Source organism: Streptomyces sp. NPDC087906, from assembly GCF_055584925.1.
Map to the genome: position 1 here is coordinate 26,991 of NZ_JBVJLC010000010.1, position 12,837 is coordinate 39,827.

Sequence of the window (12,837 nt, forward strand, 5' to 3'; positions counted from 1 at the left end):
GTAGTCCTGGTCATGGCAGTCCGGCCCTTGACGTCGGCACCACACGTCCCCGGGCCGCATCGAATGCACCTATTAATGCGAAATGCCAAACATGCGGCACTATTCCGGCTAGTAGCGCGGAAAACGCCTGTGCGCCTTGTCACGGCCGCCGGGTACTAAGGCTGTCCGATTCGGGACCAAGGACCTTACGAACGCGCCGCCGCATTTCCGCGCCCCGCGACTCCCCGCGCATTACCCGCCGCGTAATCGACGCCGGAAAGGGCCCGCCGCAGGATGGGTCCCGTACCGGAGCCCCGCCGGGGCCGAACGGGAAGGGCCAGGACCATGCCGTACTTCACCACCCCCACCGACGACAGCCGGCTGCACTACGTCGACCACGGACCGCGGGACGGCTCAGCGATCATCTTCCTGAGCAGCAACTACCTCGGCTCCGAGATGTGGGACCAGCAGATCGTCCCGCTGGCGGAGGCCGGCCACCGCTGCGTCGGCCTCGACCGGCGCGGGCACGGGCGCTCCGACGACGTCTGGGACGGCTTCGACCTGGACACCCTCGCGGCGGATGTCACCGCCCTGCTGGACCTGCTCGATCTGCGGGAGGTCACCCTGGTCGGCCACTCCATGGGCGGCGTCGAGGCGGTCCGCCACCTCACCCGGTCCGGCGGGCGCGGCCGGGTGGCCAGGCTGGCACTGGTGGCGAGCATCGCCCCCGGGCTGGCCAAATCCGCCGACAACCCGGACGGGATGACACCCGCCGAGCTGCGGGCGTCGAGCGACTGGTTCCGCCGGGACAGGCTGGACTTCTTCGAGCGGGGCGCCGACTCCTTCTTCGCCTCCCACCTCCCCGGCAACGAGGTCTCGCCCGCGTACGTGCGGTACCTGGTCGGGCGCTGCGCCGCCTCCACGCTGCGGGCAGGGCTCGCGATGCAGGACATCGGCGCGCACGTCGATCTGGCGGCGGAACTGCCGCGGCTCGACCTGCCGGTCCTGGTCCTGCACGGCACGCACGACACCTCGGCGCCCCTCGCCTGCACCGGGCGCCGGTCGGCGGAGCTGCTGCCGCACGCGGCCCTGCGGGTGTACGAGAACGGCGGCCACGGCATGTTCGCCACGCACGCCGCCCGGCTGACCGCCGACCTGCGGTCGTTCGCGAACGGGGTACTGCCGGACTGAGCCTGCCGCAAAGCACCTGGGGACAGCGAAAAAGGGGCTGCCCCGGACCGTACGGTCCGGGGCAGCCCCTTCAGTCGTTCAGCTCCGAGCGAGCGTCACGCTTCCTTGGTCAGGTTCGGTCCGGCGCCGCCGGCCGCCTGCTCGATCGGAGGAGCGTCCGGCAGAGCCGACTTCTCCTCGCCACGGAAGGTGAACTTCTCCGCCTCGCCCTCGCCCTCGGCTCCCACGACCACGATGTGGCCGGGGCGCAGCTCCCCGAAGAGGATCTTCTCGGAGAGCGAGTCCTCGATCTCGCGCTGGATGGTCCGGCGCAGCGGCCGGGCGCCCAGCACGGGGTCGTAACCCTTCTTGGCGAGGAGCGACTTCGCGGCCGGGCTGAGCTCAAGGCCCATGTCCCGGTCCTTCAGGCGCTCGTCCACCTTGGCGACCTCGAGGTCGACGATCTGGATGATGTCTTCCTCGGTGAGCTGGTGGAAGACGATCGTGTCGTCGACACGGTTGAGGAACTCGGGCCTGAAGTGCTGCTTCAGCTCTTCGTTGACCTTGTTCTTCATCCGCTCGTAGTTCGACTTGGTGTCGCCCTGGGCGGCGAAGCCCAGGTTGAACCCCTTGGAGATGTCCCGGGTCCCGAGGTTGGTCGTCATGATGATGACCGTGTTCTTGAAGTCCACGACCCGGCCCTGGGAGTCGGTCAGCCGACCGTCCTCCAGCACCTGGAGCAGGGAATTGAAGATATCGGGGTGGGCCTTCTCGACCTCGTCGAAGAGAACGACGGAGAACGGCTTCCTGCGGACCTTCTCGGTGAGCTGGCCGCCCTCTTCGTAGCCCACGTAACCGGGGGGCGAACCGAAGAGACGGGAAACCGTGTGCTTCTCGCTGAACTCCGACATGTCGAGGGAGATCAGCGCGTCCTCGTCGCCGAAGAGGAATTCGGCGAGCGTCTTGGACAGCTCGGTCTTACCGACACCGGACGGGCCGGCGAAGATGAACGAGCCACCGGGGCGCTTCGGGTCCTTCAGACCCGCTCGCGTACGGCGGATGGCCTGCGAGAGCGCCTTGATGGCGTCCTTCTGGCCGATGACGCGCTTGTGCAGCTCGTCCTCCATGCGGAGCAGCCGCGAGGACTCCTCCTCGGTGAGCTTGAAGACCGGGATGCCGGTGGCCGTCGCCAGGACCTCGGCGATCAGCTCCTCGTCCACCTCGGCGACGACGTCCATGTCGCCGGCCTTCCACTCCTTCTCGCGCTTGGTCTTCGCCGCCAGGAGCTGCTTCTCCTTGTCGCGGAGAGACGCTGCCTTCTCGAAGTCCTGCGAGTCGATCGCCGACTCCTTGTCGCGGCGCACGCCCGCGATCTTCTCGTCGAACTCGCGGAGGTCCGGCGGCGCGGTCATCCGGCGGATACGCATCCGGGAGCCGGCCTCGTCGATCAGGTCGATCGCCTTGTCCGGCAGGAAGCGGTCCGAGATGTACCGGTCGGCCAGCGTCGCGGCGGCGACCAGCGCGGAGTCCGTGATGGACACGCGGTGGTGCGCCTCGTAACGGTCGCGCAGCCCCTTGAGGATCTCGATCGTGTGCGGCAGCGACGGCTCGGCCACCTGGATCGGCTGGAAGCGGCGCTCAAGGGCCGCGTCCTTCTCCAGGTGCTTGCGGTACTCGTCGAGCGTCGTGGCACCGATGGTCTGCAGCTCGCCGCGGGCCAGCATCGGCTTCAGGATCGAGGCGGCGTCGATCGCGCCCTCGGCGGCGCCCGCACCCACCAGGGTGTGGAGCTCGTCGATGAACAGGATGATGTCGCCGCGGGTGCGGATCTCCTTGAGGACCTTCTTCAGCCGCTCCTCGAAGTCACCGCGGTAGCGGGAACCCGCCACCAGCGCGCCGAGGTCCAGCGTGTAGAGGTGCTTGTCCTTCAGGGTCTCGGGCACCTCGCCCTTGACGATGGCCTGCGCGAGGCCCTCGACGACCGCCGTCTTGCCGACGCCGGGCTCGCCGATGAGCACAGGGTTGTTCTTCGTACGGCGGGACAGCACCTGCATGACCCGCTCGATCTCCTTCTCGCGCCCGATGACCGGGTCGAGCTTGGACTCACGAGCGGCCTGGGTGAGATTCCGGCCGAACTGGTCGAGGACCAGGGACGTGGAGGGCGTGCCCTCGGCAGGACCGCCGGCTGTGGCGGCCTCTTTGCCCTGGTATCCGGAGAGCAACTGGATGACCTGCTGCCGCACCCGGTTGAGGTCGGCGCCCAGCTTCACGAGGACCTGGGCGGCGACGCCCTCGCCCTCGCGGATCAGGCCGAGCAGGATGTGCTCGGTGCCGATGTAGTTGTGGCCAAGCTGAAGGGCCTCGCGGAGCGACAGCTCCAGCACCTTCTTGGCGCGGGGAGTGAAGGGGATGTGACCGGACGGGGCCTGCTGGCCCTGGCCGATGATCTCCTCCACCTGCTGGCGGACCGCCTCGAGCGAAATCCCGAGGCTCTCCAGGGCCTTAGCGGCGACACCCTCACCCTCGTGGATCAGGCCCAGGAGGATGTGCTCGGTGCCGATGTAGTTGTGGTTGAGCATCCGGGCTTCTTCCTGAGCCAGGACGACAACCCGCCGCGCGCGGTCGGTGAACCTCTCGAACATCGTTAATCGCTCCTCAGAGCGGTCAGGCAGTAAAGGGGTCGGTCCCCTCCCTGTCCTTCCGCAGCTTAGTCCCGCAAGCGGGGACCGCTCATTCCAACTGCCGGATCCGTCCGGAACACCCACGCTACGACAAGGGACGCTCATCCCGAACAGGTGACAACAGCTCCAACCTGATGGTGCGAGACGATGTTCCCCCAGGCCAGCCACATACCCTCACCATCACTACGCCGATGGCGAACGTGAGACGCCCGGGACAGCGTGTCGCCCCTCCCCACTAGGAATGTCTTACCCGCAAGCAGTGACAGTCCATGCGGCGCGCACGGTTTCACTCCGCTACGGGCGAACACCATTGCACTCCCGAATGCTTCCGCGCGCCCCGAGACCGGACACTCAGCGCGTACGGCCGCCGACACAGCGTAACTCCGTGCCGTGATCGGGAGTTGCTGGGGTATGGCCTCCACAGTCCCGCACCCGCGCGGCCCGCTCGACGGCGCGGCGCGGTGGTACGAGCAGGAACTCGGCTGGGCGGCGCGGGACGGTTCCCCGCTGCGGCTGCGGACCGGGCTGCGCTTCGACGTCCTGGAGGTGCCGGCCGGTGCGGGCGCCGCCGTACTGCGCAGAATCGGCCGCACGGGCCCGGTGGCGCTCAGCGGCGACCGGCGGCTGCTGCGGTTCCTGGTGGCGCCGGGCAGCGCCGAGGAGCTTCCCGGGCTGCTGAGCTGGCTGGAGTGGGGCGGTATCGAGCTGGGTCTCACGGCGCTGGGCGCCGGCGGGCTGATGCGGGCGCCCACGCCGCCGCGGTGGCCGTACGCCGCCGCGCAGGGGGCCGCCGTGTGGGTGCGGCCCCCCGAGCCCGGACGCGAGGCGGTACCGGCTCTGCCGGTCCTGGCGCCGTTCGGGGACGGCGCTCGCAGCGGGGGCAGGGGTGGGGGTGCCCCCGATCTCGTACGACTCGTGGACGCGGCGGCGACCGAGTGCCACCGGGCCCGGCTGCTCTCTTGCGGAAATAATCGTGCGAATGGTCAGCCGTTGGCCTTCTCGTAAGCCTCGCGGATCTCGGCCGGAACACGGCCGCGGTCGTTCACGCTGTAGCCGTTGTCCTTGGCCCACTTGCGGATTTCCGCGGTGTCCTTGTTCCCACCGGTGGCGACGCGGCCCTTCCCGCGGCCCCCCGCCGCACGGCCACCGGTACGGCGGCCACTCTTGGTGTAAGGATCGAGCAGCCCGCGGAGCTTGTCCGCATTGGCAGTCGTGAGGTCGATCTCGTAGGTCTTGCCGTCGAGCGCGAACGTGACGGTCTCGTCCGCCTCGCCACCGTCGAGGTCATCGACAAGAAGGACCTGAACCTTCTGTGCCACCGGATTTCCTTTCATCGAAAATGCAGTACGCGGAAAGGAAACCGCTTTTCTCGGAAAAACACAAACCCTCGGCAGAGGTTCAGAGGAGCAAGAAGACGGGAAACGTGCGCGATTCGGACATAGGGTTCCCGCAGGTTCCGCTGTCACAGGTGCAGAAGCATCCGGCTGTTGCCCAAGGTGTTCGGCTTCACTCGTTCGAGACCCAGGAACTCGGCAACACCCTCGTCATAGGAACGCAGCAGCTCCCGGTACACATCTCGGTCGACCGGTGTCTCACCGATCTCCACGAAGCCGCGCTTGCCGAAGAAGTCGACTTCGAAGGTCAGGCAGAATACCCGGCGCACTCCGAGCCACCGTGCCGTCTCCAGCAGCTTGTCCAGCAGTTGATGGCCCACTCCGAGGCCCTTGACCGCAGGATCCACCGCGAGCGTGCGCACTTCCGCGAGGTCTTCCCACATCACATGAAGGGCCCCGCAGCCGATGACACTCGCGTCCTCGTCGCGTTCCGCCACCCAGAACTCCTGGATGTCCTCGTAAAGGGTCACCGGCGCTTTGTCGAGGAGGATGCCTTCGCTCACGTAAGCGTCGACGAGTCGGCGGACAGCGGGTACATCCCTGGTCCTGGCGCGCCGGACGGTGACGGCATTTGCGGCGGCATTGGGAAGCGGAAGCACTGAGGACATGACCGGGACGCTATCGCCCCGCGTCCGCGCCCCCGTCGGCGGGCTCGTCCGGGGCTTCCGGATCCTCTTCCGGTTCGACGCGCACCATACGGACCGCGTCCTGCAGAGCCGTGCGCTGCTCCGCCGACATCATGCCGAAGAAGGCGACTAGCGCGGCGGCCGGGTTGTCGCTCTTCCCCCATGCCTCGTTCATGAGAGCCGCCGCGTAGGCGGCGCGGGTGGAGACCGCCGTATATCGATAGGCGCGGCCGTCGACTTCCCTGCGGACCCAGCCCTTCTGATGGAGATTGTCCATTACGGTCATGACGGTCGTGTAGGCGATGGACCGTTCCCGCTGAAGGTCTTCGAGGACTTCCCTGACGGTGACCGGACGGTTCCATTGCCAGACGCGAGTCATGACGGCGTCTTCCAGGTCTCCCAATTGACGGGGCACACGGTCACCCTAGTGCGAGATGTCCGAATAGCCACTTATCCGCTGCGCGGACGGCGCGGACAGCACAAAAAGGACGTACGACCGGCGGCGGCGCCGGTCGTACGTCCCCCGAGCCGGCCGGCGGCTCACTTCTGCTGGGTGGCCGCTTCCGCGCGCGCGATGGCCGCGTCGACGGCGGCGTCTTCCTTCGCCTTGTTCGGGCCGCCCTGGCTCTTGACGATCGTCCGGACCAGGAAGATGAAGAAAGTAGCCATCACCACGGGGGGCACAAGCGCGGATACATAGTCCATACCGACCAGACTAGCTACCCCGCGGCCCGTTCCTCCGGCGGGGGCGCCGGACGGCGGCGTGGCGGGAAGACCTCGGACGGCTTGGGCATCGGACGCCCCGGCGCCGGCCGCTCGCCCGGCTTCGGCTGGTGCGGTTCCTTGGGCTCGGGCCGCTCCGGCCGCTCGGGCTTCCGGGGGCCTTCGGCCGCCCCGACGAGCGTCAGCACCCGGGCGCCGCGGCAGCGCTCCAGCATCGCGGCGGCCGCGGGGTTGCCGCGCAGGGCGCGCAGCGCGGCGAGGTCGTCGGGCCGGGCCTGGTACCCGACGGCCAGCGCGTCCTGAAGCAGCTCCAGATAGCCGCTGAGCGAGCCGGGCAGGGCCGAGCGGTACCGCGCGAGGTCGGCGACGAGGAACGCGCGCAGCCGGCCTGCCTCCTGGTCCGCCTCGTCGACGGACCTGGCGAGCGTCAGGCAGTCCCGTACGGCGTCGTCAGGAAGCGGGGCAGGGTCGAGGGCGACAGCGAGGGCGCGTCGGAGCACACGCAGCTCGTCAGCGCCGAACGCCATTCCGCCGCGGAATCCGTATGGCGTGGGCATGCGGCGACCTTACGCACCGAACCGGACAAAATCCGTTTAACGTTCATTGGTGGGCGCGGCTCGCACATCGCACCCGGCTCGCACCCGGCTCCGGTTCGCGCGGCGCGCGCCCGCTCACATCCGGGCGACGTTCCTCTCGTACACCAGGCGCAGCCCGATCAGGGTCAGCCACGGCTCGTGCTCGTCGATCACCGACGCCTCGCCCAGCACCATCGGGGCGAGGCCGCCCGTGGCGATGACCGTGACCTCGTCGGGGTCGTCGGCCAGCTCGCGCGCCATCCGCGCGACCACCCCGTCGACCTGCCCGGCGAAGCCGTAGAGGATGCCGGACTGCATCGCCTCGACGGTGTTCTTGCCGATCACGCTGCGCGGCCTGGCCAGCTCGATCTTGCGGAGCTGGGCGCCCCTGACGCCGAGCGCCTCGACGGAGATCTCGATACCGGGCGCGATCACCCCGCCCACGTACTCGCCGCGGGCGCTGACCGCGTCGAACGTCGTCGCCGTACCGAAGTCGACGACGATCGCGGGGCCGCCGTACAGATCGACGGCGGCGGCCGCGTTGATGATGCGGTCGGCGCCGACCTCCTTCGGGTTGTCCACCAGGATCGGCACGCCCGTCTTGATGCCGGGCTCGACCAGCACGGCGGGCACGTCGCCGTAGTAGCGGCGGGTCACCTCGCGCAGCTCGTGCAGCACGGAGGGGACCGTCGCGCAGATCGCGATGCCGCTGACCCCGTCGCCCAGGTCGTCGCCGAGCAGCGGGTGCATGGACATCAGGCCCTGGAGGAGCACCGCCAGCTCGTCGGCGGTGCGGCGGGCGTCGGTGGAGATGCGCCAGTGCTCGACGATCTCCTCACCGTCGAACAGACCGAGCACGGTGTGGGTGTTGCCCACGTCGATGGTGAGCAGCATCAGCTCGTCGTCCCGTCCGCTTCGCGCAGGTCGAGACCGATGTCGAGGATCGGGGACGAGTGGGTGAGCCCGCCGACCGACAGGTAGTCGACGCCGGTCTCCGCGTAGGCGCGGGCGTTCTCCAGGGCGAGCCGTCCGGAGGACTCCAGGAAGGCCCGGCCGTCGACGATCGCCACCGCCTCCGCCGTCTCCTCCGGGGTGAAGTTGTCCAGCAGGATCAGGTCGGCGCCCGCTTCGAGCACCTCGCGCACCTGGTGCAGGGTGTCGACCTCGACCTCGATCGCCAGGTCCGGGTACTGGGCGCGGACGGCCTTGAACGCCTCGGCCACCCCGCCGGCCGCGACGACGTGGTTGTCCTTGACGAGGGCCGCGTCGGAGAGCGACATCCGGTGGTTGACCCCGCCGCCGCAGCGCACCGCGTACTTCTCCAGGGCGCGCAGCCCCGGCGTCGTCTTGCGGGTGTCGCGGACCTTGGCGTGGCTGCCTTCGAGTACGTCGGCCCAGGCGCGGGTCGCGGTCGCGATGCCGGAAAGCCGGCACAGCAGGTTGAGCGCGCTGCGCTCGGCGGTGAGCAGGTCGCGGGTGCGGGTGGTGACGCTGAGCAGCTTCTGGCCTGCGGCGACCCGGTCGCCGTCGGACACGTGCCGCTCCACCTCGAACTCGTCGGAGCAGACGACGGACAGCACGGCCTCGGCGATGTGCAGCCCGGCGACCGTACCGGCCTCGCGCGCGGTGAAGTCGCCGGTGGCCACGGCGTCCTCGGGGACGGTCGCCGCCGTCGTCACGTCGATGCCGTGGTCGAGGTCCTCCTCGACGGCCACGTGCGCGACGTCCTCGACCTGGACGGGGTCCAGGCCCGCCTCGGCGAGCAGCCGGGCGAGCGCGGGGTCGAGGCCGCACTCCAGGTCGTCGAGGCTGAACCCCTCGTCGCCGGTGGCACAGGCGCAGCCGTCGCCGCAGGCACCGGCGGACGCCGAGGCGGCCGGGGCGCCGATCTGGATCAGCGGTACGGCCACCGGCTCGGGACGCTGATTTTCTTCGGGCGTGCTCACGGTTACGGCTCCCTGGGGACGTCGGCGGGAAGGGTGAACGGGGACGGCGACACGGGTGGGAACCCGGATCCTTCGGTACGGGTGAGCACGAGCTGCCGGGCCAGGCCCCGAGTCTCGCCCTGGCCCTGGTCCTGGCCCTGGTCCTGGTCCTGGCCCTGGTCCTGGTCCTGGCCCTGGTCCTGGTCCTGGCCCTGGTCGGCCGTCAGCCGTACGACCAGATGCCGGCGCCAGTGCTCGTCGTCCCGGTCGGGCCGGTCCTCGCGCCAGTGGCAGCCACGGGTCTCCGCGCGCTGCTGGGCGGCGGCGACCAGCACCTGGGCGACACAGAGCAGGTTGGTCGTCTCCCAGGAGTCGACACCGGGCTCGGCCGCCTTGCCGTCGGCGTACGGGACGTCCTGGTGGACGGCCTCCAGCGCCTCGGCGGCCGCGGCCAGACTCCGGGCGGAGCGCAGGACGCCGGCGCCCTCGGACATGATCCGCTGGACGGCGAGCCGGGCCTCGGGGGCGACGAGCGGCAGTGGGGCACCGGCCAGCTCGGAAGCCGAGACACCCGCTTCAGGAGAGCGGTGCTCTTTGGTTGCGGGCGTGCGGTGCTCGGTGATGTCCGCCGCGATCCGTTCCGCGAACACCAGTCCCTCCAGCAGCGAGTTGGAGGCCAGCCTGTTCGCGCCGTGCACGCCCGTGCAGGCCACCTCGCCGCAGGCGTACAGGCCCGGCACCGTCGTACGGCCGCGCAGGTCCGTGCGGACGCCGCCCGACGCGTAGTGGGCGGCGGGCGCCACCGGGATCGGTTCGGTGACCGGGTCGATGCCGTGCGCGCGGCAGGCCGCCAGGATCGTGGGGAAGCGGGTCTCCCACATCTCGGCGCCGAAGTGCCGCGCGTCCAGGTACATGTGCGTGGCGTCCTGCTCCAGCATCCTGCGCGTGATCGCCTTGGCGACGATGTCGCGCGGCGCCAGTTCGGCCAGTTCGTGCTGGTCGAGCATGAAGCGCACCCCGTCGGCGTCGACGAGGTGGGCGCCCTCGCCCCGTACCGCCTCGGAGACCAGCGGCTGCTGGCCCTCGGCGCCCGCGCCCAGGTACAGCACCGTCGGGTGGAACTGCACGAACTCCAGGTCCGAGACCTCGGCCCCGGCGCGCAGCGCCAGCGCGACGCCGTCGCCGGTGGAGACGGCGGGGTTGGTGGTCGCGGCGAAGACCTGGCCCATGCCGCCGGTCGCCAGGATGACGGCGGGGGCGAGGACGGCGCCCACGCCGTCGTGCTGGCCCTCGCCCATGACGTGGAGGGTGACGCCCGACGTACGGCCGTGCTCGTCCGTGAGCAGGTCGAGCGCCAGGGCGTTCTCGACCGTGGTGAGCGCCGCGCCGCGTACCGCGTCGACCAGCGCGCGGGAGACCTCGGCGCCCGTCGCGTCGCCGCCCGCGTGCACGATACGGCGCCGGTGGTGGCCGCCTTCGCGGGTGAGCTGGAGGTCGCCGACGGCGGACAGGTCGAAGTGGGCGCCGGTCCCGATCAGCCGGCGTACGGCGCCGGGGCCTTCGGTGACGAGGGTCCGTACGGCGTCCTCGTCGCACAGCCCGACGCCCGCGACGAGCGTGTCGTCCAGATGCTGCTGGGGGGTGTCGCCCTCGCCGAGCGCTGCGGCGATCCCGCCCTGCGCCCAGCGGGTGGAGCCGTCGTCCAGCCGGGCCTTGGTGACGACGACCGTACGCAGTCCGGCGGCGGTGCAGCGCAGGGCCGCGGTGAGTCCGGCGACGCCGGAGCCCACGACGACGACGTCCGCGTCGACCGCCCAGCCGGGTGCGGGCGCTGTCAGCCGTATTCCGTTCACGTGCGGGCTCCGAAGGTCAGGCTGATGTTGTCGATCAGCCGGGTGGTGCCGACTTTGGCCGCCACGGCGAGGATCGCCCCGCCCGTGTGGCCTTCGGCGGCCTCGGTGAAGTCGGCCGGGTCGACCAAGGCCAGATAGTCGAGGTCCAGCGGCGGTTCGGCGCTCGCCGCCTCGTCGAGGACGGCTCGGGCGGCGGCCCGTACGGCGTCGGGTCCGGCCGGCTCCTGCGCCGCGAGCCGGTCGCGGCCCGCGAACAGCGCCCGGGACAGGGCGAGTGCGGTCTGCCGCTCGGCGTCGGACAGGTAGCGGTTGCGGCTGGACAGGGCCAGGCCGTCGTCCTGACGGACCGTCGGCGCCGCGACGACCTCGACGGGGAAGTTCAGGTCGGCGACCATCCGGCGGACCAGCGCGACCTGCTGGGCGTCCTTCGCGCCGAAGAACACCACGTCGGGCGCGGTGAGATGGAGCAGTTTGGCGACGACGGTGAGCATGCCGTCGAAGTGCCCGGGGCGCGAGGCGCCCTCGTAGCGCTCCCCCATGGGCCCGGCGGCGACGGTGATCTGCGGGGCGCCGCCCGGGTAGACCTCTTCGACCGGTGGGGCGAACACGGCGTCGGCGCCCGCCGCCTCCACGGTCTTCAGGTCGGCTTCGAGGGTGCGCGGGTAGCGGTCGAGGTCTTCCCCGGCGCCGAACTGGAGGGGGTTGACGAAGACGGTGACGATCACGAACCCGGCGGGCCCGACGGCTTCGCGCGCCGCGCGCACCAGACTCGCGTGGCCCTCGTGCAGCGCGCCCATGGTGAACACCGCCGCCGTACGCCCGCGGCCTTCCCGGGCGGCCAGCAGCCGGTGCAGGTCGGCGCGGGTGGGCGCGAGTGCGAGGGGGGTCATCGGCTGTCTCCGTCCGCGAGGGCGTCGTCGGAAAGGGCGTCGAGCAGGTCTTCGGCCAGCTCCGGCTTGAGCAGGCCGTGCGCGAGCGCCCGGTCGGCCGTCGTACGGGCCATCGCGAGGTAGCCGGCGACGGCGCCGGGCGCGTGCTTGCGCAACTCGCTGACATGCGCGGCGACGGTGCCCGCGTCGCCGCGCGCGACCGGTCCTGTCAGGGCGCTGTCGCCGGAGCGCAGGGCGTTGTCGAGGGCGGCGCCGAGCAGCGGGCCGAGCATCCGGTCGGGGGCGGCGACGCCCGCCGTCTTGAGCAGTTCCATCGACTGGGCCACCAGCGTGACCAGGTGGTTGGCGCCGAGCGCCAGGGCCGCGTGGTAGAGCGGGCGGGACTCCTCGGCGATCCACTCGGGCTCGCCGCCCATCTCGATGACCAGCGCCTCGGCGGCCAGCCGCAGCTCGTCGGGGGCGGTGACGCCGAAGGAGCAGCCGGCCAGCCGCTGCACGTCGACGGAGGTCCCGGTGAAGGTCATCGCGGGGTGCAGCGCGAGCGGCAGGGCCCCCGCGCGCAGGGCCGGGTCGAGGACCCGGGCTCCGTACCGCCCCGAGGTGTGCACGAGGAGCTGCCCCGGCCGTACGGCGCCGGTCTCGGCGAGCCCTTCGACCAGTCCCGGCAGGGCGTCGTCGGGGACCGTCAGCAGGACCAGCTCGGCCCGTGCGAACACCTCGGCGGGGGTCACCAGCGGCACGTCGGGCAGCAGTTCCGCCGCCCTCCGTACGGAGGCGTCCGACACGCCGGACACGGCGACGGGGCGGTGCCCGGCCTGCCGCAGCGCCGCCGCGAGGGCGGGACCTACGCGTCCCGCACCGACCACACCGACGGTCAGCCGGGCCGGCCGATCGCGCGGATCGAGAGGTTCCTGTGCTGCTCTGGTGTTCACGCGGCGGGGCCTTCCGTTCCAGTCCGCGGGGGGTACCGGACGATTTCTGGCCATGCTACGCCAGCACCCGGGGCACTTCCCCTGGCACA

13 protein-coding genes are annotated in these 12,837 nt (G+C 70.8%); 2 read left to right on the forward strand and 11 right to left on the reverse strand.

What is annotated here, in order from left to right:
• Positions 1 to 324 precede the first annotated feature (324 nt).
• On the forward strand, positions 325 to 1,170 hold the full coding sequence (locus ACZ63I_RS25915; protein WP_469341403.1) for an alpha/beta fold hydrolase: 846 nt from the start codon (positions 325 to 327) through the stop codon (positions 1,168 to 1,170).
• Positions 1,171 to 1,265: 95 nt separating this feature from the next.
• Here the strand turns inward: ACZ63I_RS25915 and ACZ63I_RS25920 are convergent, their stop codons facing one another.
• Positions 1,266 to 3,791 (reverse strand): ATP-dependent Clp protease ATP-binding subunit, encoded by a 2,526-nt coding sequence (locus ACZ63I_RS25920; RefSeq protein WP_041986281.1) that lies wholly within the window; start codon positions 3,789 to 3,791, stop codon positions 1,266 to 1,268.
• A gap of 450 nt (positions 3,792 to 4,241) precedes the next feature.
• Between ACZ63I_RS25920 and ACZ63I_RS25925 the strand changes: the two genes are divergently transcribed.
• A complete protein-coding gene (locus ACZ63I_RS25925) occupies positions 4,242 to 4,835 on the forward strand; it encodes an SCO3374 family protein (RefSeq protein WP_469341404.1) in 594 nt (197 codons plus the stop codon).
• Here the strand turns inward: ACZ63I_RS25925 and ACZ63I_RS25930 are convergent.
• From ACZ63I_RS25930 to ACZ63I_RS25975, 10 genes are all read right to left on the reverse strand, one after another.
• Positions 4,814 to 5,149, reverse strand: coding sequence for a histone-like nucleoid-structuring protein Lsr2 (locus ACZ63I_RS25930; RefSeq protein WP_041986287.1), 336 nt, complete (start codon positions 5,147 to 5,149; stop codon positions 4,814 to 4,816). The genes ACZ63I_RS25925 and ACZ63I_RS25930 overlap by 22 nt on opposite strands.
• A 143-nt stretch (positions 5,150 to 5,292) precedes the next feature.
• On the reverse strand, positions 5,293 to 5,832 hold the full coding sequence (locus ACZ63I_RS25935; RefSeq protein WP_469341405.1) for an amino-acid N-acetyltransferase: 540 nt from the start codon (positions 5,830 to 5,832) through the stop codon (positions 5,293 to 5,295).
• A 10-nt stretch (positions 5,833 to 5,842) separates the two neighbouring features.
• Complete coding sequence (locus tag ACZ63I_RS25940; RefSeq protein WP_469341406.1) at positions 5,843 to 6,265, reverse strand: BlaI/MecI/CopY family transcriptional regulator; 423 nt, start codon at positions 6,263 to 6,265, stop codon at positions 5,843 to 5,845.
• A 125-nt stretch (positions 6,266 to 6,390) separates the two neighbouring features.
• A complete protein-coding gene (locus ACZ63I_RS25945; protein WP_469341407.1) occupies positions 6,391 to 6,555 on the reverse strand; it encodes a hypothetical protein in 165 nt (54 codons plus the stop codon).
• A gap of 14 nt (positions 6,556 to 6,569) precedes the next feature.
• Positions 6,570 to 7,100 carry a hypothetical protein gene (locus tag ACZ63I_RS25950; protein WP_469341653.1) on the reverse strand — a complete coding sequence of 177 codons (531 nt, stop codon included), beginning with the start codon at positions 7,098 to 7,100 and terminating at the stop codon, positions 6,570 to 6,572.
• 144 nt (positions 7,101 to 7,244) lie between these two features.
• Positions 7,245 to 8,042 carry a type III pantothenate kinase gene (locus tag ACZ63I_RS25955; RefSeq protein ID WP_469341408.1) on the reverse strand — a complete coding sequence of 266 codons (798 nt, stop codon included), beginning with the start codon at positions 8,040 to 8,042 and terminating at the stop codon, positions 7,245 to 7,247.
• Positions 8,042 to 9,094 carry a carboxylating nicotinate-nucleotide diphosphorylase gene (gene nadC, locus ACZ63I_RS25960; protein WP_469341409.1) on the reverse strand — a complete coding sequence of 351 codons (1,053 nt, stop codon included), beginning with the start codon at positions 9,092 to 9,094 and terminating at the stop codon, positions 8,042 to 8,044. Before nadC ends, ACZ63I_RS25955 begins: the two co-directional genes overlap by 1 nt.
• A 2-nt stretch (positions 9,095 to 9,096) precedes the next feature.
• Entirely contained in the window at positions 9,097 to 10,926 is a 1,830-nt protein-coding gene (locus tag ACZ63I_RS25965; RefSeq protein ID WP_469341410.1) for an L-aspartate oxidase, read from the reverse strand.
• Positions 10,923 to 11,816: a pantoate--beta-alanine ligase gene (gene panC / locus ACZ63I_RS25970; protein ID WP_469341411.1), complete on the reverse strand. Its 894-nt coding sequence runs from the start codon at positions 11,814 to 11,816 to the stop codon at positions 10,923 to 10,925. The genes ACZ63I_RS25965 and panC overlap by 4 nt, the downstream gene beginning before the upstream one ends.
• Positions 11,813 to 12,802: a Rossmann-like and DUF2520 domain-containing protein gene (locus ACZ63I_RS25975; RefSeq protein ID WP_469341412.1), complete on the reverse strand. Its 990-nt coding sequence runs from the start codon at positions 12,800 to 12,802 to the stop codon at positions 11,813 to 11,815. Before ACZ63I_RS25975 ends, panC begins: the two co-directional genes overlap by 4 nt.
• Between the last annotated feature and the right edge of the window lie 35 nt (positions 12,803 to 12,837).

What these genes read in the sequence shown, in the direction of transcription:
- ACZ63I_RS25915 (WP_469341403.1), top strand. Translation starts at nt 325, where the DNA reads ATGCCGTACTTCACCACCCCCACCGACGACAGCCGGCTGCACTACGTC.
- ACZ63I_RS25920 (WP_041986281.1), bottom strand. Translation starts at nt 3,791, where the DNA reads ATGTTCGAGAGGTTCACCGACCGCGCGCGGCGGGTTGTCGTCCTGGCT.
- ACZ63I_RS25925 (WP_469341404.1), top strand. Translation starts at nt 4,242, where the DNA reads ATGGCCTCCACAGTCCCGCACCCGCGCGGCCCGCTCGACGGCGCGGCG.
- ACZ63I_RS25935 (WP_469341405.1), bottom strand. Translation starts at nt 5,832, where the DNA reads ATGTCCTCAGTGCTTCCGCTTCCCAATGCCGCCGCAAATGCCGTCACC.
- ACZ63I_RS25945 (WP_469341407.1), bottom strand. Translation starts at nt 6,555, where the DNA reads ATGGACTATGTATCCGCGCTTGTGCCCCCCGTGGTGATGGCTACTTTC.
- ACZ63I_RS25950 (WP_469341653.1), bottom strand. Translation starts at nt 7,100, where the DNA reads ATGGCGTTCGGCGCTGACGAGCTGCGTGTGCTCCGACGCGCCCTCGCT.
- ACZ63I_RS25955 (WP_469341408.1), bottom strand. Translation starts at nt 8,042, where the DNA reads ATGCTGCTCACCATCGACGTGGGCAACACCCACACCGTGCTCGGTCTG.
- panC (WP_469341411.1), bottom strand. Translation starts at nt 11,816, where the DNA reads ATGACCCCCCTCGCACTCGCGCCCACCCGCGCCGACCTGCACCGGCTG.
- ACZ63I_RS25975 (WP_469341412.1), bottom strand. Translation starts at nt 12,802, where the DNA reads ATGGCCAGAAATCGTCCGGTACCCCCCGCGGACTGGAACGGAAGGCCC.